This is a genomic window from Janthinobacterium goodfellowi, from assembly GCF_051380695.1.
Classification (GTDB): domain Bacteria; phylum Pseudomonadota; class Gammaproteobacteria; order Burkholderiales; family Burkholderiaceae_D; genus Janthinobacterium.
Genome location: NZ_JBNYXN010000002.1, coordinates 174585 through 200641 on the forward strand (window position 1 = coordinate 174585; position 26057 = coordinate 200641).

28 protein-coding genes are annotated in these 26057 nt (G+C 59.5%); all 28 read left to right on the forward strand.

Annotated elements, in window-relative coordinates:
- Positions 1-2: 2 nt before the first annotated feature.
- The 28 genes from ACQ4WQ_RS08830 (at position 3) to ACQ4WQ_RS08965 (ending at position 26028) form a co-directional block, all read left to right on the forward strand.
- On the forward strand, positions 3-1370 hold the full coding sequence (locus ACQ4WQ_RS08830) for a DUF4055 domain-containing protein (RefSeq protein WP_436496253.1): 1368 nt from the start codon (positions 3-5) through the stop codon (positions 1368-1370).
- Positions 1371-2552, forward strand: coding sequence for a structural protein (locus ACQ4WQ_RS08835; protein WP_436496255.1), 1182 nt, complete (start codon positions 1371-1373; stop codon positions 2550-2552).
- A 51-nt stretch (positions 2553-2603) separates the two neighbouring features.
- On the forward strand, positions 2604-2852 hold the full coding sequence (locus ACQ4WQ_RS08840; protein WP_436496257.1) for a hypothetical protein: 249 nt from the start codon (positions 2604-2606) through the stop codon (positions 2850-2852).
- A 159-nt stretch (positions 2853-3011) separates the two neighbouring features.
- Positions 3012-3791 carry a DUF6651 domain-containing protein gene (locus ACQ4WQ_RS08845; protein WP_436496259.1) on the forward strand — a complete coding sequence of 260 codons (780 nt, stop codon included), beginning with the start codon at positions 3012-3014 and terminating at the stop codon, positions 3789-3791.
- An 18-nt stretch (positions 3792-3809) separates the two neighbouring features.
- Positions 3810-4787: a major capsid protein gene (locus ACQ4WQ_RS08850; RefSeq protein WP_436496261.1), complete on the forward strand. Its 978-nt coding sequence runs from the start codon at positions 3810-3812 to the stop codon at positions 4785-4787.
- Positions 4788-4851: 64 nt separating this feature from the next.
- Positions 4852-5319, forward strand: coding sequence for a hypothetical protein (locus ACQ4WQ_RS08855; RefSeq protein WP_436496263.1), 468 nt, complete (start codon positions 4852-4854; stop codon positions 5317-5319).
- A gap of 59 nt (positions 5320-5378) precedes the next feature.
- Complete coding sequence (locus tag ACQ4WQ_RS08860) at positions 5379-5894, forward strand: DnaT-like ssDNA-binding protein (RefSeq protein ID WP_436496265.1); 516 nt, start codon at positions 5379-5381, stop codon at positions 5892-5894.
- The gene (locus ACQ4WQ_RS08865) at positions 5891-6262 is read left to right on the forward strand and encodes a hypothetical protein (RefSeq protein ID WP_166449436.1); all 372 of its coding nucleotides are present in this window, start codon (positions 5891-5893) and stop codon (positions 6260-6262) included. Before ACQ4WQ_RS08860 ends, ACQ4WQ_RS08865 begins: the two co-directional genes overlap by 4 nt.
- Positions 6262-6636, forward strand: a complete 375-nt coding sequence (locus ACQ4WQ_RS08870; protein WP_436496267.1) for a hypothetical protein — start codon at positions 6262-6264, stop codon at positions 6634-6636. The genes ACQ4WQ_RS08865 and ACQ4WQ_RS08870 overlap by 1 nt, the downstream gene beginning before the upstream one ends.
- Positions 6636-7133, forward strand: coding sequence for a hypothetical protein (locus ACQ4WQ_RS08875; RefSeq protein WP_436496269.1), 498 nt, complete (start codon positions 6636-6638; stop codon positions 7131-7133). The genes ACQ4WQ_RS08870 and ACQ4WQ_RS08875 overlap by 1 nt, the downstream gene beginning before the upstream one ends.
- Positions 7130-7531 carry a phage tail terminator-like protein gene (locus ACQ4WQ_RS08880; protein WP_436496271.1) on the forward strand — a complete coding sequence of 134 codons (402 nt, stop codon included), beginning with the start codon at positions 7130-7132 and terminating at the stop codon, positions 7529-7531. The genes ACQ4WQ_RS08875 and ACQ4WQ_RS08880 overlap by 4 nt, the downstream gene beginning before the upstream one ends.
- Before the next feature lie 67 nt (positions 7532-7598).
- On the forward strand, positions 7599-8801 hold the full coding sequence (locus ACQ4WQ_RS08885) for a phage tail tube protein (protein ID WP_436496273.1): 1203 nt from the start codon (positions 7599-7601) through the stop codon (positions 8799-8801).
- A 46-nt stretch (positions 8802-8847) separates the two neighbouring features.
- On the forward strand, positions 8848-9354 hold the full coding sequence (locus tag ACQ4WQ_RS08890; protein ID WP_436496275.1) for a BRO family protein: 507 nt from the start codon (positions 8848-8850) through the stop codon (positions 9352-9354).
- A gap of 123 nt (positions 9355-9477) precedes the next feature.
- Positions 9478-9951 (forward strand): hypothetical protein, encoded by a 474-nt coding sequence (locus ACQ4WQ_RS08895; RefSeq protein WP_436496276.1) that lies wholly within the window; start codon positions 9478-9480, stop codon positions 9949-9951.
- Between the two features lie 80 nt (positions 9952-10031).
- Complete coding sequence (locus tag ACQ4WQ_RS08900) at positions 10032-10295, forward strand: phage tail assembly chaperone (RefSeq protein WP_436497375.1); 264 nt, start codon at positions 10032-10034, stop codon at positions 10293-10295.
- A gap of 3 nt (positions 10296-10298) precedes the next feature.
- Positions 10299-15632, forward strand: coding sequence for a phage tail length tape measure family protein (locus ACQ4WQ_RS08905; RefSeq protein ID WP_436496278.1), 5334 nt, complete (start codon positions 10299-10301; stop codon positions 15630-15632).
- The gene (locus tag ACQ4WQ_RS08910; RefSeq protein ID WP_436496280.1) at positions 15629-16534 is read left to right on the forward strand and encodes a carbohydrate-binding protein; all 906 of its coding nucleotides are present in this window, start codon (positions 15629-15631) and stop codon (positions 16532-16534) included. Before ACQ4WQ_RS08905 ends, ACQ4WQ_RS08910 begins: the two co-directional genes overlap by 4 nt.
- Positions 16531-18768, forward strand: coding sequence for an SGNH/GDSL hydrolase family protein (locus ACQ4WQ_RS08915; RefSeq protein WP_436496282.1), 2238 nt, complete (start codon positions 16531-16533; stop codon positions 18766-18768). Before ACQ4WQ_RS08910 ends, ACQ4WQ_RS08915 begins: the two co-directional genes overlap by 4 nt.
- Before the next feature lie 159 nt (positions 18769-18927).
- On the forward strand, positions 18928-19257 hold the full coding sequence (locus tag ACQ4WQ_RS08920) for a hypothetical protein (protein WP_289897448.1): 330 nt from the start codon (positions 18928-18930) through the stop codon (positions 19255-19257).
- On the forward strand, positions 19254-19691 hold the full coding sequence (locus ACQ4WQ_RS08925) for a D-Ala-D-Ala carboxypeptidase family metallohydrolase (protein WP_436496284.1): 438 nt from the start codon (positions 19254-19256) through the stop codon (positions 19689-19691). Before ACQ4WQ_RS08920 ends, ACQ4WQ_RS08925 begins: the two co-directional genes overlap by 4 nt.
- Entirely contained in the window at positions 19688-20083 is a 396-nt protein-coding gene (locus ACQ4WQ_RS08930) for a hypothetical protein (RefSeq protein WP_436496286.1), read from the forward strand. Before ACQ4WQ_RS08925 ends, ACQ4WQ_RS08930 begins: the two co-directional genes overlap by 4 nt.
- Before the next feature lie 5 nt (positions 20084-20088).
- Positions 20089-20346 (forward strand): hypothetical protein, encoded by a 258-nt coding sequence (locus tag ACQ4WQ_RS08935; protein WP_436496288.1) that lies wholly within the window; start codon positions 20089-20091, stop codon positions 20344-20346.
- Between the two features lie 102 nt (positions 20347-20448).
- Positions 20449-21237 (forward strand): DNA adenine methylase, encoded by a 789-nt coding sequence (locus tag ACQ4WQ_RS08940; RefSeq protein WP_436496290.1) that lies wholly within the window; start codon positions 20449-20451, stop codon positions 21235-21237.
- Positions 21238-22276: 1039 nt separating this feature from the next.
- Entirely contained in the window at positions 22277-23005 is a 729-nt protein-coding gene (locus ACQ4WQ_RS08945) for a hypothetical protein (RefSeq protein ID WP_436496292.1), read from the forward strand.
- Positions 23006-23689 (forward strand): SOS response-associated peptidase, encoded by a 684-nt coding sequence (locus ACQ4WQ_RS08950; RefSeq protein WP_436496294.1) that lies wholly within the window; start codon positions 23006-23008, stop codon positions 23687-23689.
- Positions 23690-23838: 149 nt separating this feature from the next.
- On the forward strand, positions 23839-24438 hold the full coding sequence (locus tag ACQ4WQ_RS08955) for a hypothetical protein (protein ID WP_436496296.1): 600 nt from the start codon (positions 23839-23841) through the stop codon (positions 24436-24438).
- 1 nt (position 24439) lies between these two features.
- Positions 24440-24736 (forward strand): hypothetical protein, encoded by a 297-nt coding sequence (locus tag ACQ4WQ_RS08960; RefSeq protein WP_436496298.1) that lies wholly within the window; start codon positions 24440-24442, stop codon positions 24734-24736.
- Positions 24737-25659: 923 nt separating this feature from the next.
- Complete coding sequence (locus ACQ4WQ_RS08965) at positions 25660-26028, forward strand: response regulator (RefSeq protein WP_436496300.1); 369 nt, start codon at positions 25660-25662, stop codon at positions 26026-26028.
- Positions 26029-26057: the final 29 nt, after the last annotated feature.

Genomic DNA, 26057 nt, shown 5'->3' on the forward strand with positions numbered 1-26057 from the left:
CCATGACCGATGCCGTACGCAAACAATCAGCCGAAGCCGCGAAGCTGAACGAGGATTGCGCGCTGATCGCCGCGCTGCTGGGCGGCACCAAGACCATGCGGGCCGCCGGAAAGAAGTATCTGCCGCAGTGGCCCGGCGAGGACGATAAGAGCTACGAGCTGCGCCTGGCCGTGGCCACGCTGTTCCCGGCCTATGCGCACACCATCGACGTGCTGTCGGCCAAGCCGTTTAGCAAGCCGGTGACGCTGGGCGAGGATGTGCCGGACCGGCTCAAGCCCTGGCTGCAAAATGTCGACCTATCTGGGCGCGACCTGCACAGCTTCCTGTCGGAGATTACCCAGGAGGCGATGGGGTACGGCTTCGCCGGCATCTTGGTCGACTTCCCCAAGGCAGGCAACCTGGTCACGAAGGCCGACGAGCAGGCCGCCGGCGTGCGCCCGTACTTCGTCCAGATCCACGTGCAGAACGTCCTGGGCTGGCTGCCGAAGAATGCAACCAGCCTAAACGGGCTGACCCAGTTGAGACTGCTGGAAAGCGTGTCCGAGCCGAATGGCGACTTCGACACCAAGGAAATCGAGCAGGTGCGCGTCTTGGGGCGCGGCACCTGGCAGACTTGGCGTCAGCGCGAAGCCGGCAGCAAGAAGGAATGGGCGCTGTACGAGGAAGGTGTCACGACGCTGGAGACAATTCCCTTCGTGCCGGTCTACGGCAAGCGCCTGGGCTACATGCAGGCCACGCCGCCGCTGCTCGAGCTGGCGCACAGCAACATAGAGCACTGGCAGAGCAAGAGCGACCAGCAGAATATCTTGCACGTCGCGCGCGTGCCGATCCTGTTTGCCAAGATGCTGGGTGAAGGCAGCATTACCGTCGGCGCCGGCAGCGCGGTCAAGTCGGAATCGCCAGAGGGCGACCTGAAGTTCGTGGAACACGGCGGCAAGGCCATCGAGGCCGGCCGCCTGTCCATCCTCGACCTGGAAGACCGCATGCGCCAGGCCGGCGCCGAACTGCTGGTGATCAAGCCGGGCAACGTGACCGAATCGCAGACCCTAGCCGACAACGAGCAGGGAGCATGCGCACTGCAGAAGATCGCAGGCAACGTCGAAGACGCTGGCGACCAAGCGCTGCAGTTCATGGCTGAATGGGTGGGGGAGGCCGAAGGCGGCCATATCACCATTTTCAAAGACTTCGGCGCCGCCTCTTTGGCTGCCGCCAGTGCGGAGCTGCTGTTCAAGAGCGCCTCCGGCGGGAAAATCTCGGGCGAAACCTACTTCAACGAACTGCAGCGCCGCGGCATCTTGTCGCCGGATCTGGACTGGGAGACGGAGCAAGAGCGCATCCAGTCGGCACCGCCTGACTTGGTGGGGGCATAAGTGGGCGCGGTCGAAGAGTGGATTGCCGAGATGTTCCTCGTGCACTCGCTGAACCTGCTGCGCTTTTCTTCCGGCACGCAAGAGAAGATCCTGCTGCTGATGGCTGCCATGTCACGGGAGTTGACAGCCAAACTGAACGAGGGCGAGATATCGACCTACGGCAAGCAGCGCCTGGGCGCGCTGCTGCGCGAGTCGAACGCGGTGATTTCTTCGCATTACACCGGCATGCAGGCGGAAATGACCCGCAACCTGACCGGCATTGTACGCATCGAGGCCGATTACACGGCCAACGTGCTGACGCAGGCGCTCAAGATCGAGCTGGGCGCAAAGCTGCCGCCTGCCACTTACCTCGAAAAGCTGGTCGGCGATACGCTGATCAAGGGCGCGCCGTCGGCCGACTGGTGGAAGCGCCAAGCGCTCGACACGCAATTCCGCTTCGCCAGCCAGGTCCGGCTCGGCGCGGCACAGGGTGAAACGACCTCGCAGATCGTGTCGCGCGTGCTGGGCAAGAGCGTCAAGGCGGCCGATCTGGCGCCAAGCACGCCTGCCGCGCCACCGATGCCGGCCGGGACACCAGGCGCGCCAGCGGCCCCGCCAGCCAAGGGGCCAGCGCCTGCGCTGGATCCTGTTGCACCGGGCGAGCAGGGCATCTTGAAAACGTCAGCCGCGAACGCTCGCGCGCTGGTGCACAGCTCGGTGCAGGCCGTGGCCAATGCCGCGCGCCTGGCGTCGTTCCAGCAGAACAGCGACCTGATCGAGTGTCTAGTGTGGCTGGCCACGCTGGATTCGCACACCTGCCTGCTGTGCGCCATGCGCGACTTGCACGAGTACTCGTTGCACGAGCAGGAGCCCATTAACCACACCCACGAGTGGGCGGGCGGGCCTGGTGCCATTCACTTCAGCTGCCGATGCGTGATCAGCACGCGCACCAAGACCTTCGCCGAACTGGGCATTGAGCTGGACGAGCCGGGCGACAATACAAGGCCGAGCGACGGCGGTGCGGTCAGCAGCAAGATGAACTTCAAGGATTTCCTGGCCAGCAAGGATAAGGCTTGGCGTGCTGAATACCTGGGGCCGGGCCGCGCCGAGATGTACGAAGCGGGCAAGATTACGTTGAACGACCTGATGAACTTGAAGGGCCGCAAGCTGACGTTGGAGCAATTGCGGGCGAAGTACCAGTAAAATGAAAAATAGGTAACTTACCTAAAACATTGATTACTGGAAGGCGTAAAGATGGCGTTCGATATATTTGTTGAGCATGATGAGAAGCGGTGCGGTTACTGGGTTCAAGGCGATGGGTTCGATTTCTTCGCTTACTTTACCGGCGACGAGAAAAACGAATTCATTGAATGCGACTCGGTCCGAAGGGAGGGGAGCGACTATGCCCTCCATCTATCCATACGCCTTGGGGCAAACGGGAAAGTCGATAAAGATATTCTAGAAAGCGCCATTCAGCGTGAGTTGAGCAAATATTGGCTATAAGTTAGAAACGCAAATCAGCAAACCCGTTACGGCGGGTTTTTTTTCCTTTATTTCAGGCCGCCCGGGCAACCAGGCGGCTTTTTTTATGCCGCAAGCGGACGCGACGCGGTGCACGGCCGGAAGGCCATTCACGAGGGCGGATGCCCAGAAAGCCACCAAATGAAACTCAAACTCGATGCAAATGGCAATGTCGTTGTCCAGGATGGCAAGCCAGTCTACGTACATGACGACGGGAAGGAAGTCCCGTTCGATGCGGCCGCCGCCGTGCAGAAGATCCAGGGCCTGAATGGTGAGGCGAAGGCTCACCGCGAAGCAAAGGAAGCTGCCGAGGCAAAGCTGCAAGCGTTCGCTGGCATTGACGACCCTGCCGCTGCAGCGAAAGCGATCGAACTGATGAAGAACGTCGACGAAGGCAAGTTGGTCGCGGCCGGCAAGGTTGAAGAAATCAAGCTGGCAGCGAAAAAGGCAGCAGAAGAGCAGGTCGCCGCCGCCAACAAGGCCCACGCCGACGAGCTGGCCCGCACCAAGACCGAATTGGACGCCATTACCGGCAACCTGTATTCGGAAATGATCGGCGGCAGCTTCAACCGTTCGAAGCTCATCACCGATAAGTTTGCCATTCCGGTCGATCTGGTCCAGGCGCGCTTCGGCCAGGCCTTCAAGGTCGAGGCAGGCAAGATCGTGGCTTACGACGGTGCTGGCAACAAGATTTTCTCGCGCACGCGCCCGGGCGATCTCGCTGACTTCGATGAAGCGCTCGAAACGCTGGTGGACCAGTATCCCTACAAGGATCAGATCCTCAAGGGGTCGGGCGCATCCGGCGGCGGTGCGCAGCAGGGCGGTGGTGGCGGACAAAAACAAACCGGCAATCTCGGTGGGACGCGCGAAGAGCGTGCCGCTGCTTTTGCTGCTCAATATCCCGAATTAGCGAAAGGCTAAAAAATGTCTCTCTCCCAAATGCAAGTCTTCAACAAGTACATCATGCCGGCGACCATCGAAACGCTGGCGCAAATGGTGGACAAGTTCAACGCGGCCAGTAACGGCGCCATTCGCCTCACCACCGAAGGCTTTGAAGGCGACTTCCTGCAGGAATCGTTTTTTGCGGCTATTCATTCCGCCCAGCGCCGCGTTAATCGCTACGGCGCCAACGGCGCGGCGGCGTCGACCGACTTGACCCAGTTGAAGCACAACTCGGTAAAGATCGCCGGCGGCTTCGGTCCGATCCGCTTCGAGCCTTCGCAGATGACCTGGCTGCACAAGCCGACGGCAGAAGGCATCGAAGTTGCCTCGCGCAATTTCGCCGAAGCGATGCTGGCGGATCAGCTGAACACGGCTATCCTGGCGCTGGTTGCTGCCATCAGCAACAACGCCAACACGGTCAACGATGTGAGCGCGACGCGTGGTGTGGACTATATCGCCATGAATGAAGCCCACGGCAAGTTCGGTGACCACAGTGGCAATTTGGTGGCGCAGATCATGAACGGCACGACCTTCCACAAGCTGATCGGCGCCAACCTGGCCAATGCCACCCAGCTGTTCCAAGCACAAAACGTGCGCGTGGTGGATGTGCTGGGCAAGCCGGTGGTGGTTACCGACGCGCCGGCGCTGTATTCGGCTGCCGTCGGCCCTGCGCCTGGTCCTGCGGCACCTGCCAAGCTGCGCGTGCTGTCCTTGGCCGAAGGTGCTGCAACCGTTACCGACGGTTCGGACATCATCAGCAACATCGAAACGACCAACGGCAATCAGCGTATCGAAACCACGATGCAGGTCGACTACACCTTCGGCCTGGGCTTGAAGGGCTACACCTGGGACGAAGCCTCGGGCGGCAAATCGCCATCCGACGCCGCACTGGGCACCGGCTCCAACTGGGACAAGGTCGCCACCAGCGATAAGCATACGGCTGGCGTGATCACCATCGGTGACGCGACCAAGTAAGCCTGCGCCGCGCCTCTAAACGGGGCGCGGCTTCTTCAATAAAGCATAAAAAACGGAGTTCCAAATGGAAAAAGATCCGGAAAACATCTGGTATCTGGCCGGGCCGATGTTCCAGTATAACGAGGACGTCAAGGCGCTCGCGCGCCAGGCTGGCCTCAAGATCATCGATGCAAACGTGGCTGTTGGCCGCGCCAATGCCGCTGAAGACGTGCCGGAAGTCACGATCAAGGCCGAATATATTGATCAAGGCGCGGGCGAGCGCGTGCCGACCGCGGCCGAGTTGATGGCTGCTCGCGCTGATCTGCTGGCAGCGCTCGAAGATTTGCAGCAACGCGAACGGGAGCTGGCGGCCGAGAAAGAGCGCGTTGCGAAGCATACGCACGAAAATGAACTTGCCGCCGCTCGCAACGTGGCGCAGGCCGCCGCCAACGAAGCTGAAGCCCAGCGCCTGCGCGACGAAGCGGCCAAGCAAGCCGCAGTCTCCCAGGTGGCAGCCGCTGAATCGAAACCTGCCAAGGCCAAGACCACTTAAGCGCTGCCCACCTGCGCCCCAAGTCGGGGCATTCATTGATCCACCATCCGAAAGCCGTTATGCCCATCATCATCGAAACCGGCGAAGGCCTGGCCGACGCCGAATCCTATGCCAGTGTCGCTGCGGCGGACGCGCGTTGCGCCAGCCTGGGCATGACGAGCTGGGCGGCGCTGGCCGATGCCGACAAAGAGATCGCCTTGCGCAAAGCGGCGCTCTTCATGGCTACTTACCGCACCCGCTGGACCGGCCGCCGGGTGTATCAGCACCAGGCGCTGGACTGGCCACGTTACAACGTGGTGGTCGACGGCTTCACGGTGCCGAGCACCAGTGTTCCTGCGGACGTGGTCAATGCCTGCGTGGACCTGGCGGTGCGCGCCGGGCGCGGCGAGGATCTACTGCCCGACCTAGATACCGGTTCGAACGCGATCAAGAAGGACAAGACTGGGCCTCTGGAAACAGAGTACTTCCAGAACACCGCGGATGCGCGCGAGCGCTTCGTGGCCGTCGACGCGCTCCTGGCGCCGTACTTTGGTTCGGCCGGCGGCGGCAATTCGATTAAGGTGACACGAGCATGAGTACATTCCCGGTGGTGCAAATCGAGGGCTGCGCTGCCCACGAGAATACGTACAGCCATAACGGCAAGGTGTGGACGGTCACAAACCTCATCGCTCGCTCCAAGGACCTGGAGCCGTTTGACTTGCCACTGGCGGCTATCTATCTCGGCACCGAAGTCTGGACGCCAGAAGGCTCACCGTTCGGCATGGCGCACCATATGCGGCGCGCGCTGGACGTTGATACCCGTCATCCGGTGATTCTGAGTCAAGAGGGCTTCATTATGGACGGCTGGCATCGCGTGCTGCGCGCGCTGATCGACGGCAGGGCCGCCATCAAGGCAGTCCGCTTCGGCAAGACCCCGCCGCATGACTATTTGAAGGCTGACTGATGGTCGACTACCCAAAGACGGCTGCTCGCGCCGACGCCTCGCTGCGCCGCAAGGGTGGCATTGTGGTGCTGCGCCAGATCGTGAACGGAGAATACGACCCGAACCTGGGCGCGGCGCCCACCACTACCGCAGACTACGAAGGCACGGGCGTGAAGATCGCCTACGAGGCCGAGAACATCGATGGCACATTGATCCAGGCGGGCGACCAGAAGCTGCTGCTGTCACCGCTCCAGCGCAATGGCCAGGCCATGCCGGCGCCGACGGCGGCCGACCTAGTGCTGTTCGGCGGAGCCAGTTACACGGTGAAAACCGTCGAAACCACAGCGCCGGTTGACGTGGCCGTGCTGCACACGCTGCAACTCAGGGGGCTTTGATGGCCAGCATGTCTTTTTCCATGCAGATTGCCGAGTTCATCGCCAAGACGAAGGCCAATCAGGATCTGGTGGTGCGCGCCATCACCATGAAGGTCGACAACAAGCTTGTGCAGCGCTCGCCGGTAGGTGACGCCAAGTTCTGGAAGCACAAACCGCCGCCTGGCTACACCGGCGGCCGCTTCCGTGCCAACTGGCAGCTTTCCATCGGCTCGCCGGCTGCGGGCGTGCGGGACCTGATCGACAAGGACGGCAGTGCCACGATTGCCGCACACGGCAGCACGATCAGTGCGGCGAAGGCGGGCGACGTGATCTATCTCGTGAACAACCTGCCGTATGCGAAGCGCATCGAGGAGGGCTGGTCCCGCCAGGCCCCCGTCGGCGTGGTGATGCTGACGGTCGTGGAATTCCGCACCATTGTGGATGACGCCGTGAACGGTGTACGCAGTGGCACCACCGCCAGCGAGTTTGCGCAGGGCTATTCGACCTATAAATTATGAGCCAACCAACAATACGCGCGGCGCTGGAAGCAGCGCTCGCCAGCCTTGCGCCGGCCATCGACACGGCCTGGCAGAACGTGCCTTACACCCCAGTCACCGGCCGGCCTTATCAAGCTGCCTACCTGCTGCCAGCGGAACCAAACAACCATTCCATGGGCGACGGCTCGCGCCAGGAGAGCGGAATTTTCCAGGTCAGCCTGATGTATCCGCCAGGGCAGGGCACCGCAGCCGTCGGCGCGCGCGCTGAAATGATCGCGGCACTATTCAAGCGCGGCGCAAGCTTCACGAAGGGCGATGTGACCGTGCAGATCGAGCGCACGCCCATAATCGCCGATGGGCGCGAGGAAGGCGACCGCTGGATGGTCCCGGTCAAGATTCGCTGGTTCTGCAACCTGTAATCCGCATCACCCCACACAGATCGCCTCGGCGGTCTTTTTTTTCGACCAAAGAAAGGCAATCCACACCATGACCACTGCAAACGGCATCGACAGCCTGCTCGTAATCGGCAAGCAACCGGCGGAAGGCACGAAGGCGCTGGCCGCCAACGGCCGCCTGTACCCACGCGTGACGGCGACCTTCGACACGGACGCCGACAAGTACTCGAGCAACGAGATCGACCCAAGTCAGCAACAGAGCGACACGCGCCTGGGCAACTTCCGGACCTCCGGCGCTATCAAGGGTGAAGCCAGCTGCGGCACCTACGCCGTGCTGCTGGCCGCGCTGCTGCGCCGCGACTTCACGTCCGGCGGTACCACCGCGGCGCAGAACACCATCGCATCGGGTGCCACGGGCCTGACCCGCAGCGCCGGTTCCTGGCTGGCAGACGGCCACCGCGCCGGTACCGTCGTGCGCATCGGTGGCTTCTTGACCACGGGCGCCGCCAATAATGGCAAGAATTTCTTCGTTACGTCCGCCACGGCGCTGAAGCTCACGGGTCAGTTCATGGACGGCAGCGCCATGACGGTGAAGGTGGAGGGCGATCCGGTGACCGTGACCGCAACCGGCAAGCGCAGCTTCACGCCGCTGACCGGGCACACCACGGACTGGTTCACCGCCGAAGTGCAGGATCCGGGCATTGCCGTGAATCGCTGCTTCATCGACCAGTTGGTCAGCAAGGTCGACATCGCCGTGCAGCCGAATGGCATCACGAGCATGGACTTCACCCTGATGGGCAAGCTGGAGGGCCCGACCACGCCGGCGGCGTACTTCGCGGCTCCGGCCGCCACGCCCGGTACCGGCAAGTTCTCCGGCGCCACTGCGATGCTGTCGGTGGCGGGCATTCCGTCGCAAATCTGCACGGGCATGTCGTTGTCGCTGGATGGCCAGGTCAAGATCGATCCGGTGATCGGTTCGAAGTTCGCCACGGCCGCCTCGCGCGGCAAGGTGCTCGGCAGCGGCCAGTTCACGGTGCTGATGCAGGACTCGGCATACATCGACTACTTCAAGCAAGAAGTCGAGCTGTCGCTGGCCTACGCCATGGCGGCCAGCACGGCGCCGCTGGCTGAGGTCATGACGATCGCCATGGGCCGCATCAAGATCACCTCGGCGAAGGTCGATGATGGCGAGAAAAACAAGATCGTCACCTGCGCGTTCGACATCCTGCGCTATCAGGGAGCCGACGCGCAGCACGAGGCCACGACCGTGGCCTTTCAAGACACCAGTTTGTAACCAGTCCGCCCGGCCACACGCCGGGCTTTCCATGAAAGGCTCTGCCATGCAAGAACTGAAATTCAACGAACACAATTTTGCTCTGGTCGAGCTCGATGGCCGCACTTGGCTGACCGCCGCCGATATCGCAGTCGCACTGGGCTACAAACGGAGCGACCAGGTGTCGCGAATTTTCGAGCGCCATAAGCGCGAATTCTCGACATCGATGACCTCGATTGTCGAGACCGTCAGTTTGGGAAACGCGAATCTGGTCAATGAAGTTCGCCTGTTTAGCCTTCGCGGCGCGCACTTGATCGGCATGTTCTCCCGGACCGCAAATGGCCAGGCCTTCCGCGCCTGGGTACTCGACCAGTTGGATGAGGTGGACCGCCAAGCCGCACCCACCCGCTCGCTGATGGCGGCCTGGTTCAAGGCCAGGGCGGCCGTCGACGCGCAAGACAAGTTTGCCAGCATGTGCGGCAAGGGCCTGAGCGAGCATAAGCAGGTCAAGCCCCCGTTGAAAAAGGCACTCGACCAGATCGCAACACAGATTCAGCCATCACTTCTTTCCTGACCCGGCCAAGCGCCGGGTTTTCTTTTTGGCGCAAGCGCCACCCCAGCACCGACCGGTCGTTGTCGCCTTCGTGGGCGCGGCGGCCGGCACGGGCACTATCAAAACCCACGAAAGGCACTACCCATGAACACTACCCAAGCCCCTGTAACCCTGAACGCCGCTCAAGCCATCGCCGTCGCCGGCTTCGATATCGCCAACCTGTCCGCGCCTGCCGCGCGTGTCACCTTCGACGTGCCCGTGATCTTCGACGCCGACGGCGAGCCCGTGGCCGGCATCAAGATCGTCGGCAAGAACTCCGACGAGTATCGCAAGGAAAGCCACGCCGTGCGCGCCGAAGGCTACAAGAAGTCCGCCAAGCGCAAGACGGCCATCGACGCCTCGACCGATGAAGGCTCCAATCAGCTGGTGAGCGTCATCGACGACAACCAGAAGCGCCTGGCGCTGGCCGTGGCCGTTGACTGGTACGGCTTCACCAGTAACGGCGCCGCCGTGCCGTTCGACAAGGACATGATCGCCGTGGCTTTCGACAAGTACCCGACCTGGCAGGACCGCGTCACGACCGCCCTGGAAAACGACGCCAATTTTTTGAAAGTCTGACCCAGGCCCTGCTGCTGTACGCCGATCATCTGTTTGATCGTGCGGCAGCGGCAGGCGACGGCAACGCCAAGGGCGATCACCTGGACACCGCGCGGCAAAACCCGCTCTACCGGGCACCCGAGGCGCCGGCGGTGCCGCAGCTGCCGCCCGAGCTGGCCTATATCTGGACATGGTTCACCCAGCTGAACCAGAAACGCCAGTGCGGCATGGCCGTGAACGCGCTGACCAGTGCCGAGATACTGGCCTGGCAGGCGCGCCACGGCGTGCGCTTCGATCCGTTCGAGGAAGGCGTGATCGATCGCCTTGACGTGCTCTTCATGCACCATCAAAACAAGAAGGAATAATAAATGCCTGATATCGCCGAGCTTGGCCTTTCTATCGATACGCGCCAACTGGAGCAGGGCGCCCAGGCCATGGATCGCCTTGGCGCCGCCAGTCAAAGTGTCGAGAAAAAGGTCGACAGCGCGACGTCGGCCATTGACAAACTTGGGAAGGCGAGCGCGGACGCCAAGGGGAAAACTGCGGAAGGTGCAGCTGCTGTCGATGCCGTGGGCGAGGCAGGCGCACGCGTGGTCCAAAAGGTGGATGCTGCGACCGCTTCTATCGATGCGATGGGCGCCACTGCTACCCGGATCCGCACGGTATTCCTGGGCGGCAGTAATACGCTCGATGGGTTCATGGGCTCATCTATGGGCGTCTGGCGTAGCAGTGAGGCCGCCGCCGCTGGGATTGATAGTCTTGGCAATGCCACCGAACGTACTTGGAAGAAGCAGGCTGACTACAACGGTGCGATGGCCGACACGACCCGTATCATGCGGCAGGCCGCCGATGCTGCGCGCACGCTGGAGGAATCCAACCACAGGATGCTGATCGAGCTGCAACGCGAGATCGACACGTTCGGAATGGCGCGGGGTGAACTGGAGCGTTATCGTGCGGCCGAGCTTGGCCTGGGAAGCGCCGCTCAGACGAAGGCGGCAGCCCTGGGTAATAGCATCGATGCGATGCACCGCGAAGAGCGGGCTGCCCGCGACGCCGCTGGCGCGCAGGATCGAGCGGCTCAGGCTGGCGATCGCTTTATCAAGAGCCTGCAAGACCAGGTGGCCACGCTGGGCATGACGACCCAGCAGCTACAAACCTATCGCGCCGCCCAGTTGGGCGTATCCGACGCCGCTTCACCGCTGATCAACAAGCTGGCCGAGGCCGGCGCCGGCGCGAAGTCGGCGGGCGGCCACATGGAGGGCCTGAGTTTTCAATCGGCGAGCGCCAAGCGCGAACTGCTGGTGCTTGCCCATGAGCTGAGTCAGGGGCAGTTCCAACGCTTTGGCGGCTCGATGATGGTTCTCGGCGAACAAACTGGTGCCGCCAGCCTGCTATTCAGCGCCGCCGGCTTGGCAGCACTGGCCTTTGCTGGTGCACTGGGCACGGTTGCCTACGCCATGATTAAAGGCGCCAGTGAACAGCGCGAAATGAACAATGCCCTGATCTCGACAAATAATTATGCAGGGGTGACCAGCGATAAGCTGAACGAAATGGCGCATGCGGCCACCGAGGCCGGCGGCAGCCTCCGTGAAGCCAAGAAGGTGGTTACTGAACTGGCCGGCACCGGAAAATTTACTGGCGACCAGATCGCATACATTTCGGATGCCGTTATTGCTCTTGAGCATGCTGGCAGCAGCTCCATTAAAAAGACCATTGCAGAATTTGAGTCGCTGGCTGTGCAAATGACAGGTAATGGCGCGCGCTCCACCGAGGCAATCACCCGGGCTGCATTGAAGCTTGACGATACCTATCACTTCTTGACAATCGAAGTGTTTGCACATATTCGCGCCTTGGAAAAAGAGGGGGAGCAAAAGGCTGCATCCGCCTTGGCAACGGAAGAATTTGCAAAGGCAACGAAAGACGGTGCCGAGAAGATGGTGAAAAATCTCGGGTCAGTAGCAACTGCTTGGCATGCTGTCACCGAGGCCATCGGCGAGGCTATGTCCGCAATCGGTGAGTTCGCCAAGAAAGGCTCACTAGCCAAAGATGTGGACGCTTACAGTTTCCGTCTGAGCCACTTTGACCAGCAGCTAGCAGAAAGCAATGTTCGCCTGGGACGGGCGCCGGGTGACATCTCGCCAGAAATGGATGCGACGCGCACCAAAATTGTCCTGGGATTAACGGCCGCTGTTGAAAAACTGAATATCGCCGAGGCCGAAGCTATTGCGCAGGGAGATGCGCAGCAAAAAAAATCAGCCTTGATGCATGATATGCAACGTATGCAGGCGGCCGATGATAAGCGCAAGGAAGAATCTCTTGGCCGACTGAATATCGAATTGGAGAAGAATAGGAGGACGCAGCAAGCGCTCATCGACCTGAAATCGAGTGATCCCCTCATCCTGGCTATGATCACGCCGGAGGCCATTGAGGCGCGCCGTCTCGCGACCATCAAGGAATTTTCCAAAAAGCCTACGGGCGTAAAGATTGACCAGGTAGAAAACACGCAGCTTGCGGACCAAATCAAGCAGTACGCGAAAGAAGCTGCGACTGCAAAGGCGCACTACGACGCGCTCGGTCGGCTCGATGATATGTACCTGAAGGGCGGAGAGTTGTCAGTTCAGCAGGCTTACGAGAACAAGCGCTCGTATGCGACCAAAACGTACGAAGCGCAGATTGATGCGTATGACCTTGAGCTCGATGCGTTGACCAGTCACAACAGCCGCACCAGCGGCGAGGCTGCGAAACACGAAAAGCAGATCAACGAGATCCTCGGGAAGCGTGACGCGGCTGAGAAAGCCTTCTTTGACGAGAGTTTCCGTCGGGACGAAGAGGAACGCTTGCGGAAGGTTGCCGTGGTTACCGCATCAAACGATGCAATCAATAAGTATATTTCTAGCATCAATCAAGAAGCGCAAAAGATCGAGGATTCGAACCACATCCATGAGAAGGCGCGCAGCGTCATCGAGCGCGAAGAGGTTGCACGCCTGGACCTGGCAATCGCTTACCAGAAACAATTTATGGAAGGGCAGGCTGCTGCGGGTGCTACTGCTGAAGAGATAGCGCAAGCGCCGGCTATTCTCAAGTACCTGGAGGACCAGCGCGCCGCCCGGCTTCGTTTGGCGCAAGGCCTGGATCAACAGGATCAGGTAAAGCTGGCACAAGCCCAGATCGAAACCAATAAGAAAATGTGGGAAACGATCGATTCTACTGCCCAAGACACCTTTGTATCGATTGGGAATTCCGGCATTTCCGCCGTTGACCGGGTGTGGGGCGCACTGAAAAACGGCCTGTTTGCGTGGCTCTACCAGATTACGCTCAAGAAGTGGATTATCAATATCGGGGCGTCGATGACTGGCGCCAATGCCACCAGCATGGCAATGGCTGGCGACCTCAGTGGGATAGGTGGTGCTGGCGGCGTTGCTGGTAGCGTTGGCGCGGCGGCCAACCTGCTGCAAAGCGCCAAAACCGCATACACCATTGCCTCGCAGGGCTTTGCGGGTATCACAGCCGGCCTCGGTACCAACGTGGTCAGCCTGGGTACGCTGTTTGGTTCGACAGCTGTCGAAGCCTTTGGCGCAGGCCTGGGTAGTACTGGGCTTGTAGGCGCGGCAGATGCCGCCGGCCTGTACGCGGCTTCGGGCGGCGTGGGTAGCGCGGGTGCCGTTACGGCCGGCGCCTATGCTGGTGCAGCAGTGACGGCCGCTGCCGGCATCGCCGCTGGTGTGCTGGGCGGCAAACTGATCTCTGGCCAATACGGCAGCAATGCCACGGTGATTGGCGGCACCGGCATTGGCGCCGTCGCAGGTGCATTCATGGGTGGCCCTATCGGCGCTGCCATCGGCGGAGCCATCGGTGGCGTGATAGGCGGCATCGGCAACCGCGTCTTCGGCATGGGCGACAAGAAATACGGGGAGACTGGCATTACCGGGACGCTGTCCGGTTCCGGGTTCACGGGCAATGAGTATGCCAAATGGACGCAAAAAGGCGGCTGGCTGCGCAGCGACAAGTCGGACACGGACCGTAAAGCCGTCGACGCCACGACGTCCAATGCGTTTGTGGAAACCTACGCGGCGATTCGCAACGTGTCGGCCACCCTGGCCAATACGCTGGGTATCGATACGTCCAGCCTGGCCACCCGCGCCCAGGCGCTGAACATCAATCTGACCGGGCTCACCACGGAAGCTGACAGGCTGGGCGCGGTTACCAAGTTCTTCGAGGGCGTGGGCAACGCGATTGCGCTGGAGTTGGTCCCGAGTCTCGGCCAGTTCAAGGTCGGCAATGAGGAGCTGAGCGTTACCTTGCAGCGCGTGGCCGGCAATTACGCTGGTGTCGACGCGGTGCTGCAGCTGATCGGCCGCACGTCGCAAGATGCCTTCGGCGCCGTGGGCGTAGCCACCATTGGCGCGCGCGAGAACTTGATCAAGCTGGCCGGCAGCCTGGATGCGCTCACCAGCGGGACCAGCTTCTTTGCCGAAAACTTCCTGACGGAAGCCGAGCAGATGGCGCCCGTGCTGTCGACCGTGGCCGATACGCTAGGCAAGCTCGGCATGGCCGGTAACACGACCATGGACGACTATAAGAAGAAGGTGCTGGGTCTGAACCTGGCCAGCGCGGCGGATCAGGAGCTGTACATCAAGCTGCTGGCTCTGGCGCCGGCTTTCAAGGCAGCGACCGATTACACGACCCAGCTGGCTGCTGCAGCTGGTGGATATGCCGCTGTGGCGAAAACTGCCAGTGAGATCGTCAGTGAGCGCAGGGGTTTGCAGCAGCAGCTCGACAAGCTGACGTTGACCACGCTGCAGCTGCGCGCGCAAGAGCGTGCCGCGCTCGACGCCAGCAACCGTGCCTTATTCGACCAAGTCGCGGCCAGGCAGGATCTGGCCAACGCCTACGACGCCGAGTCCAAGGCGATCACCAGCACCATTGATAAGCTGACCACGTTCGCCGGCTCCATCAAGACTTTTCGTGATGGCCTGGTGCTGGGCAGCCTGTCGACGCTCTCGCCGACAGAGAAAGCGGCCGAGGCGCAGCGCCAGTACAGCACCATGCTGGCCGCAGCACGCACCGGCGACGCCACAGCCCAGACTGGACTGACCGGTGCCGCCAGCGCCTACCTGACCGCCAGCCAGGCGGCCAGCGGTACAGCGGCCCAGTACGCCCGGGATTACGCCCGCGTGCAGGCGGACATGGCCATCATGGCCGCCAACGTTGGCAGCCAGCTCACGGCCGCGCAGGCGCAGCAGGTCGCGCTCGACAAGCAGGTGTCGAGCCTGATCGTCCTGAACGATAGCGTCAACGCTGGCGCGGCCACGGTGGCGCAGGCCATTGCGTCGCTGGGTGTGCTGGGCGTGAAGCAGATCAATGGCTCGCATGCCGGCGGCCTGAGTTCCGTTCCGTACGACGGCTATACAGCCGAACTGCATGCAGGGGAGCGCGTGCTGACGGCGTTTGAGGCGCGCAATTATTCGGCGCAGTCGGGAGGCGGTAGCGATGCTGTGGTTGCCGAGATCCGAGGACTACGCGAGGACAACCGGGCGCTTCGCGAGGAACTTACGGCTTTCAAAACGCAGTCGCATGCCGAGAACGTGGCGATCGTTCAAAGCGTCGGCAAGGTCGCACGCTTGGTGCAGAGGTGGGATGACAACGGGGTGCTGGTACGCGCCACCACGCCAATTCCAACGAAAGAGGTGGAAACCGCATGAAAATAATCCGCCCGCTCACGATCACCGACACGGTGCTGGTGGCGACGAATGTACCGGAGAATGACTATCCGGCCTATTCGGGCGCCGCCAAGTACGCGCAGGGCGATCGCGTCATCGTCGTCGGGCCTGACGTCCATAAAATCTACGAGTCCCTGCAGGCTGGCAATGTCGGCCATGCGCCGGAGTCCAGCCCGACGTATTGGGAGGATGTCGGCCCGACGAACCGCTGGAAACCATTCGACCGCTCGATCACGTCGCAGGTTGAGCAGCTCAGCACCATCAGCTACAGCCTGCAAACAACCGGGATCTGCAACTCAATCGCGCTGCTGAATATGGACTGCACCATCATCCATATCGTCGCCGTCGATGTCGAATTCGGCGTGGTGTACGACAAGACCATCAACCCGGCCGCGAAATCGGGCATCAGCGACATCTACAGCTATTTTCGGGAGCCGATCACGCGTGTCACCGACTTGGCGCTGACAGACCTGCCGTCGTATTCGAACATGCGCATCGACGTCATCCTGACCAATCCCGGGAACATGGTGCGGGTCGGTGGCATCGTTGTCGGCATGGCCCGCGAATTCGGGGGCCTGCAGTACGGTGCCAAGGTCGGCATCAGCGATTACGGGGTCAAGACGCGCGACCGGTTTGGTCAGTTCGATGTCGCCGAGGGAGCTTTCAGCAACCGTGCGACCTTTTCGCTCTGGATCGAGGCGGGCAACGTCGACATGGTGAAAAACCTGCTCGCGAAATATCGATCAACGCCCATCGTCTATATCGGCGTTGATGGCGACGCCTATACCTCGACCATTATTTATGGCTATTACAAAGATTTTTCAATTGACATTAGTTATGTCACACATTCCATTTGTTCGCTTGAATTAGAAGGGCTCACATGACCGTCTTGACCATTCCGCCGCTGTCACCATTCCCAGGACGCGGTGCGGCGCCGGAGGATTACATTGCCCAGGCTGATACCACGATGCAGGAGCTGCCAAGCAGATTCGCCGCAATGAACGCGCTGAGCGCGGCGTTTAACGTCACTGCCGGCATTGGCTCGCTCGGCTATTTGCCACCCGTGCCTTATGCCGCGGGCGTTGCGATGACCCTCGCTACGCAGACCGTACAATATGGTGGCGTGACCTACGCGCCGATCTTGGGAAGCCTACCGTTCACCACGACCGGCATTTTCGAGACCGCGAAATTTCGCGTGATTCAGGGCTTGACGGCAGTAGATCTGTCCGAACCCGATGGCGTGCTGCGAGTAGGTAATGCGGTCGACCAGCGCGACCTGGCCGAACCGCAGGACGCCGCGCGCCTCGGCCTCGGCGAGGCGGCGGTGGCCGAGTACCTGCGTGCCGCGCGTGCGATGGCCAGTTTTGGCGAGCCGCAGCGCCGGGCGCTGGCGCAATCGTCGGTTGCCCGTCCCAATCGCACATTCGTTAATGCCTTGATTGCTGGCGAGGTGACCATCGTGGTGGCGAATGACAGTATTTCCGAGGGTGCAGACACGTGGTACTGCAATGCGTGGGTGCGCAATTTTGCCGAGATGATGCGCTCGCAAATACCGTGGATTACGTGGAACGTCATTAACTTGTCGCTGGGCGGCCGCGGGCTGCGTGACTTGCAAGACGCCGCGTTCACTTCGCCCGGTTCGTTTTACCGAGCGCCGAAAACGGGCGGCCTCGATTCTGAGGTGTGGCCCGGCGGCTCCGTGATTACCGGGCATGCGTGGCGGGACTACGTGCGCGATGCCGCGCCTGACTTGATCATCATGGGGCATCAGGAAAACATGGGCGAGGACGTTAATTTCTTTGAGCAGTGCTGGAACAGTTTTAAAACCTATACCGAGACCTGGACCAAAAAACCATGGTTTTGCTTGGCGCCGACATTTCTGCCGACCACCAGGACCGACGTCTACGACGGCGCGTTCGCTGCCGCGCAGGTGGGCCGTCAGGCGATCGCTGATTTCCTGCGGCTCACGGCCATGCAGCGCGGCTATGGCCTCATCGACGTCAACAGTCAATTCCGCATGCTGCGCGACGGCCGCCGTACCGAGGTGGTTCCGTATCGCGTCGAGCGCGATTTCCGTTACTGGGGCGACACGGACGAATGGCAGACGGTCAACGGCGGCGCACCGTCGCAGGCCGGTGGGGTGATGTCGTTTGGCGGCGGCTCAGTCATCAGCCGTGTGGGCGCGACGGCGCGCGATATCGACGTCAGCGCCAACGTGAGCCCGGCTGTGAACTCCGTGTTCCGTGTCAGCTATCGCTCGTACAAAGCGTTCCCAGTCTATAGCGTGCAGTACGGTCTGACCTCTGGCGCGGTGCAGCTCTACTATGGGGGGACTGTGATTGCCGCCGCCACGGTGGTGCCAACCGGCATCTGCAATATCCGCGTGCGCGCCACCGGCGCACGCCATGACGTTTTCTACAACGGCCAGCTGGTTATTTCCACCACGCATACGAGCTGCACCTACCACGGCACGGTCAGCGTTGGATTTCCGGTCGGCTCGGGCGCCGTGACCGATTTTTTCCTGGCGCTGGCCACCGAGGCAGATGTGGCGCCGCAGTATTTCAATGAGTCTGAAATTTTTGGCACGTATCCCGGCTCGTTGCTATCGGATCCTGATAGCGATGGCGGCGATGGTATCCACCACCTATCCAATAAGGGTATCTTTCTGGTGTACCTGACTGCAGCCCAGCAGTTTGTCGACCAGGTGAAGGGTATTTTGGCGCGGCCGGCTGTAGCGACATCTGGTCCGCAGGGTGCGGCGATTTCTGGGCCGACCGACTCCTCGGTCGTCTCGATCCCTGAGAATACCTGCCATCTCAACTTGGGTTCCGAGCAGGTGGGCATGGTGCACATCAATTTCGGCTACAAGAATTTGGGCACCGGACCTGGCGTGCTGCAGTTGCGCGTGGCAGGTATTCCAGTGTTTTCCTGGTGGCTGCCCACAACCGCAACGGATGACCAGCCGCATGCGTTTTCTACCAGCGTACCAATACTGGTGCCCGCCGGCCCTGTCGACGTGTCGCTGGCTTGGGGCGTGACGCCAACGGGCCAGCCGGCAATGACGTCCGGCGGCGGCGGTGGCGCGCGAACGCTTTCGGTGTCAATCACGCCGGCGTAGATAACAGTACTCAAACCCGCTTCGGCGGGTTTTTTCATTTCCACCACCTGAAAGGCATCCATGGCCATCGAAACAACCGCCGCTGGCGGCGCACTGATTAAATTTTTTGGCATCCCGGTCCTGGCCGGCGCTGCCGCAACCTCACTGGGATTCATGTTTATGTGGCCAAAAACTGCCAAGGAAGCGGGCGTGCGCTTCTTCGTCACCATTCTGTTTTCCGCCCTGATGGGTCCGGCCCTGGTCGTGGTCGTGCGCAACTGGATGCCGGGCCTGTTCGACAGCGCTCGCGCCGTCGCCGTGTTGTACGGCAGCGACCCGGCTCTGGGCTTCCTGTTCATCGCCGCACCGCTGATGGTGGCCGCCGGCTTGCCTGCCTGGTGGGTGCTGGGCGCCACGGTGCGCTGGCTCGATAAACGCAAGGACAAAGACATTGGCGAGCTGGCGCGTGACGCGGCCGCGATCGTCAAGGACGTGCGGGGTGGCCTGTGAACCTGAGCCCACATTTCAGCCTGGCCGAACTGGTCGCCTCACAGGTGGCCACCCGCCAGGGTATCGACAATGCGCCGTCACCGGCCATCATAGCCAACCTCACACGCCTGGCCGCGCTGCTGGAGCAGGTACGCGCGCTGGTGGGCGCACCCATCGCCATTTCCAGCGGCTACCGCTCGCCCGCGCTTAACAAGGCCGTGGGCGGCACCGGCAACAGTGCCCACGTGCTGGGCTTGGCCGCCGATATCAGCACGGCCAAGCTGGTGCCCAAGGCGCTGGCCCTGCTGATCCGGCAAAGCGATATCGCCTTCGACCAGCTGATCTACGAGGGAACGTGGGTGCATATCGGCCTGTCTGCAGGTGCGCCGCGGCGCCAGGTGCTGACTGCCAAGTTTGCCGGCGGCAGCGTCAGCTATGTGACGGGCATCGTATGAGCGCCCTGGGCGCGTTGGCGGTCGGCGCCGTCAGCGGGATATGGAAGGCGGCCACCATCGTACTGGCCGGCGTGCTGTTGCTCGTGGCTAGTTCCAGCGGTACCGGGTGGTGGCTGGCCGCCGGCGACCGGGATGCCGCGCGCGCGGCGCTGGCGCAAGAGCAGCGCGTCAGCGCTGCGTTGCGCGCGTCCATCAGCGAACAAAACCGCGCCATCGATGGCATGGCCAAGGCAACCCTGGCGGCACAGGAGCGCGGCGCAGCGGCGCAGGCGGCCACCGCTGCCAAGAGCAAGAAGTACGACGCAGCGCTGGCGCAGATCGCGGGCGCGCGCGCCGCGACCTGCGATGAGGCGATGCCGGCCGTCAGGCTGCTGCTGGAGGGTGCGCGATGAAATGGATGCCTGTATTGCTGCTGGCCGGTTGCGCCAGCGCGCCGCCGGCGCCGCAGCTGGTCGAAGTTCCCGTCTTTACACCATGTGTAAAGTCGGTACCGCAGCGGCCGGCCTACGAATTCGACCAGCTGGCGCCCGCGGCAACGGATGGCGAGATCGTCCTGGCGCTGGCGCGGGACTGGCCGCGCGGCCGGAAGTATGAAGTGGAGATGGAGGCGGCAATTGCGGGATGCATTCTGCCAGATGAGAAAGCAGAGCGCTGATTGTCGCTGCGCTAACAGCAGCAATCAGCCGGTGGAACCTGGTGAGTAGGATTGGATTGCCTCATGGGAGGAATTCGACTTTAACACTAGGAGGTACACATTTTGGCATTACCCATCATCCCCTGGATCGGCGGCAAACGACGCCTGGCCGACCGCATCATTCCGCAATTTCCACCCCACACTTGCTACGTCGAGGTTTTCGCCGGCGGCGCCGCGCTGTACTTCATGCGGCCGCCGGCCGAGGTGGAAGTGCTCAACGACGTCAACGGCGAGCTGATCAACCTATACCGGGTCGTCAAGAATCACCTAGAGGAATTCGTGCGCCAGTTCAAGTGGGCGCTGTCGAGCCGCGAGGTGTTCAAGTGGTTGCAGGACACGCCGCCTCATACTCTGACGGACCTGCAGCGCGCGGCACGTTTCTTCTACCTGCAGCAGCAAGCCTTCGGTGGCAAGGTTGATGGGCAGACGTGGGGCACGGCCACGACCGCGCCACCGATCAATTTACTGCGTATCGAGGAGAATTTGTCGGCCGCACACCTGCGCCTGTCCGGCGCCTACATCGAGAACCTAGACTGGTACAAGTGCATGGAACGCTACGACCGGCCGCACACGCTGTTTTACCTGGACCCTCCGTACTGGGAAACCGCCGGCTATGGCCTGGAGTTTGACTTCGCGCAGTACGAGAAGATGGCCGAGCTGATGGCCAGGCTGAAGGGCAAGGCCATCCTGAGCCTGAATGACCATCCGGACATCCGGCGTGTGTTTGCGTGTTTTCAGATGGACACAACCGGCATCCAGTACAACGTGGGTGGAGGTGGCAAGGCAGTCGAGCGCACGGAGTTAATTATTTACAGTTGGGATAAAGATTCTGATCCGGCTGGCTTATTTTAACGTTACCTTTAAAATTCACTGTGGACGACTGTAGTTTAGACGGTTACTTCCACGCGTGATGAAGTGATATTATTTGTGTGAAATTATATAACAGCATCGCTTTCCTGGGGGCAGAGGCCTCAAACGCTCTTTTTAGCGTTTGAGGCCTCGGGTTAATAGAAAATAATTTGCAATATTGAGAGAAGGGTAATGGCTAGCGTTGATGGGATGTCAATGTCCAACTTAAAGTGGTTAATCTTCAATGATATTTTCATCGTGAAATTGCTCCGTGTTCAGAGGTGGGCTACCCTCTAACATTTAGACGGCAAGCTGAAAACGTCAATGCGGCGGGTAGTGTTGTTGACGTTTCTTTCTCTGTTTATTTATTGTAGGTGCTATAAGGATAAAGATCAAAAGATATGTCGTGATATCCTTAATACTTGTTCGTAAGTTTTTGATTTTATTGAATAAGTCGTAGAATTTTTCATCGTTTATATGAAATTTCAGATTGCTATTTTGCATGTGTGCTGATTTCACTCGAGTTGTAAGGAGCAGAGCACCTCGGCGTTCGCTCGCTTCAACTCGACCTACCGCCAGAGGCGAGGCAGGCTACATGGCGCTAATTTTTTTCGGGTCACATGTGATTTTCGGCGATCTGGAGATCCCACGGGTCATGCTTGGGCTTGTGCCGCGCTGGATGGATTTCAGCAGGCGCGCCGGACTTACAACCCCTGCACCGAGACTGTAGCCAGCAAACCCACCTTCCGTGCATGTGCTGCATTTGCTGCACTAGCCGGTGCTGATAGCGCTGGAATAGGCCCTGCAGCCGATTCCATCGACGGGCTACTAGCACGCGGTCGTGCGAGATATTCATGCCCTGATACCGCAACTGATGAGATGGCGGTGATGGGAAGGGCCTGCCAAGAGTTCGTGCGTGGCCGAGACATGGAGCAATAGGTCAAATCTCTCGATCTTGCCGGATTAGAATTTTATGATGCTAAGTGTTGAAAGGTCGCGTTTTGGTGTAGCATCGGAAATCCAACTTATTCAAGGAATACCAATGTCCAGACGCGATGCAATTCGGGAGCTACTTCAAGAAGTAGACGAAATTCTCCTGAATTTAGCCGGGGTATATGAAAAAGCAAAGAGTGATTTTTCTATCGAGAGTATTCCAAAAGTTAAAGTAAAAAGTGCGTTAGAGCATCTGCGTAGTGTATTGGATTATAGTGCGATTGATATTTATTATTTTGTGTACAAAAAGGATCCTCCTAAGATTTATTTTCCGTATGCCGTAGATGAGCGAAGATTTAGGGATTATGTTAGTCGAACCTATCCAAAAATTGAAACGGTTAATAATGTAATTTACAAGGAAATTGAATCCATCCAGCCCCATTCGTTAATGGAAAATACTTTGTTAGATCTTTGTGGATTTACAAATCATAATAAACATCAGAATTTGACATCGCAAACTAAAGTGGCCAGACCAGCAAGCACAAGTGTGGGTGGGCTGGTCAAGTTCGGTGATGGTGGAGGACAAGTAATATTTGAAAATTGCTTTATGGGTGATTTGCCCATGGGTAAAGGTATGGTTGTAAATTTGAATGGTAAGATGTCAGATGTGGAGATGTTAAGCCAATTTAATCCAAGGATAACGATTGCCATTTCTCGGGATGCCGGTGATTTGAAATTTAAATTGGAAAATACTGACCACGACGCATTGGTATTTTTAACGCAATCTCGCGATTTGGTAACTGGTTTCATTGATAGGCTTTACGCAATTATTGATTAAATGTGCGCTGACTACACCCCCAGCCGTAAAGAGCAGATCGAAGAAAGCTTTCGAGCCGGATATCCGCTGCTCGACTTGCCACCCGAGGCATGGCCCGGCTACATGGCGCCAATCCTGCGCGACTCGCACGAGGCACCTGGTCAGCTGGAAATCGTCCAAGCCATGTTCGGCATGGTTCCGCACTGGGCAGACCACAAGCTCGCCCGCCAGACCTATAACGCGCGCACGGAGACGGTGGCCAGCAAGCCATCCTTCCGCAGCGCCTGGAAGCGCAAACAGTTCTGCATCATCCCGGCAGCCAACTTCTTCGAACCCAACTACGAAACCGGCAAACCCGTGCGCTGGCGCATCGAGCGCGCTGACGGCGGACCGGTGGCCATCGCTGGAATATGGGAATACCGACCAGCGGATCAGCTACTGTCGTTCTCGATGCTGACGATCAATGCTGACGGACACCCACTGATGCAGCGCTTCCACAAGCCTGACGATGAAAAGCGCATGGTGATGATCCTGGACCCGGATCAGTATCAGGGTTGGCTGGACGGCTCGCTGGTGTCGGAAGAGGACGTTTATCGGCAGTATCCGGCGGAGCTGCTTGTCGCGCAGCCTGACCCTATGCAGACGCGATCCCGTTCGAAAGCGCCTCAGCCGGCCGCGCCAGCGGAGCAGGGCGGACTCTTCTAGTTACAAATTTCGCCTTCTGGTTTCCTAAGCTTGGCAATATACTGTATTTTTGTACAGTATATTTGGAATGAATGATGAAGGTTTGGGCATCAAGGCGTCGAGAGGAAGGGGCGGTGCTGGCAGCCCCTGCACCGGTAGTAGAGGGTGCCATGCTGCTCGAACTGTTGGTGGTCGACGTAACGCTGGAGGGGAATCGACGCCCTTCAAAAGTGGCACGCCTGCAGACTATAGGCGCGCCGCGCATCCTGGCGCAGCTGGCCAAGCCCAAACTGGTGCGGGTTCAAGGATGGAATATGGTGTTGAGTGGCATTGAGGCAACGAAGGATGAGTCCGGCCACACCCGCGAGGTCGCCCAGACCTGGGTATGCAAACTTTTCGTACCGGAAAACGCTATCGGATTCCGCGCTAGGGAACTGTATAGATCTGGAGTGGCGCTACCGAAAAAACTTGCGCGTGAGAGCAGTGGCTCGCGTGGGTTGCTGGCGGTGGCTGATAATTACTCAAATGTGCTTCACCGCCAGACCACGTGCGCTGAGCTGCGCAGCCATCAGATTTCGACATTTCCGGAGGGCCGCCTGGTCGACTGTTATATCGAGTGGATGTCGGAAGAGTCGTTCGAACTGGGCGGCCTGCAGTTGCGCTCGAGTTTTGAGAGCCGTCAGGAGCAGCTGGAGCGCGGCGGGTGGCTGGTTAGCATCGAGATGAAAGAACGCGAGCTGACGAAGCGCGAGGCGCACTTGGTTCGATAGAATGCCGACCGGTTTAACGCGTGAGGATGAACTGGCACCGGGCAAACGAAAAGATATGAGCAAGATTCGAAAACCCCTCAGCATTGAGCAGCTGAAAGAAATTCAAGGTCGCAATGACTCGGCCGACGTGCGCGCGCTTTTGTGGGAGGTTCGGCGCCTGCGCGAGATCGCCGCGGCGGCCGATGAATTGGAGCGCAGCTTGGGGCCGCGCGTCGGCATGTCCGGGCTGATCCGTGCCTCGCTTCGGGTGCAACTGGACGGCGAGCCTTGCTTTGCCATAATGCAACCACCTGAGTGAGTCGACGGCCGATCAGCGTGCCGGGCAAGATCGTCCGGCGGATGCCCAGCCGGATACGCGCTGTTGTTGGTCGACCAGCACTATGACTTGGCAGCCGGCCGCCGCGCTGCCATAGTTCAGCTGCAGGTATTCGCCCTGGTGCTGATAGCTGGCGGGCGTGCCGTAGAGAGCAAAGTGGTCGAAGGCCCCAAGGCTAGGGGGGGGGCGGGCCGTCATTGTCGTCATGGAGCCTTGCATACACGCTCTTTCTAATGCCTACCTTGTGTCAGCGACATAATCGTGACGAGTAGGCGAATCCTCCCACTCTGTAACTTTTCTACGCTCTGCTTCCCGTAGGATCACTCTCAGCGCGACAGTCATGTTCACATTGTGCCTTCGCATATAAACAATTGCCTGGACCGCCCCGAGACTTTTTTCCATATCGATAGCCAAATCTACGATCTTAGCGGTAAGGAAGTCGGTTCTTCGCTCAACGCTGAGTGGTTCAGCAAGCACCGCAGGTTGCGACATAATTTGACCTTTCTACAGAAAATGGGGAGCTTGATCAGCATGGCTCTGGCGCTAGCGAAGGGAGGCACGAATTGTTGCGCGGCACAATTTCTTGTGGGAATTATAGAGCGGCTAGAGGGGAATGATTCTCGCGAATACTAACTCTGGAGTTTCTTTATTTTCGTGCCTGAGTTGGCGCTTATAGCCAATTTGACGACATCCGAATAGCGTACGATCCTACAGACACCCGCAAAAAACGTTGTTAAAATTAGCAACTTCCGTCATGATCGCCTCATTCGTATGTGTTGTATGTGTTATTGCAATAAAGAACCTGTCCTGGCCATCGAGGCCGCTGGTTTTTTCTCCGCCGTCCTCGAACCTGTCGGCTTTTCAAGCTTCTTTGGTCAGGGAAGTGCATCTACAGGTGGAATAAAATGGCAAATCAAATTCCCAATCTCAGAATTTTGGTTGTTGATGACAACCATGATGCGGCTGATCTCCTCGCTGAATTTTTGGTAATGTCTGGGTATGATGCTCAGGCACTCTACGATGGTCCGTCAGCTATCAGGGAGGCTAGCACTAACGTCCCCAATGTCCTTTTCTTAGACCTTGGGATGCCTGGAATGAATGGTTTGGAGGTTGCTGCCGCAATAAGAGGCTGTGCGGCCATGGACTGTACGAAGCTCGTGGCTCTCACTGCGTGGGGAGACGATGAGACACGCGCAAAGGTAAGGCATGCTGGATTCGATCAACACTTGTTGAAACCAGCATGCCTCGATGATATTTTGAAATCGTTGAACTAGCCGAATTTATGCTTGTTAGTACTGTAGGC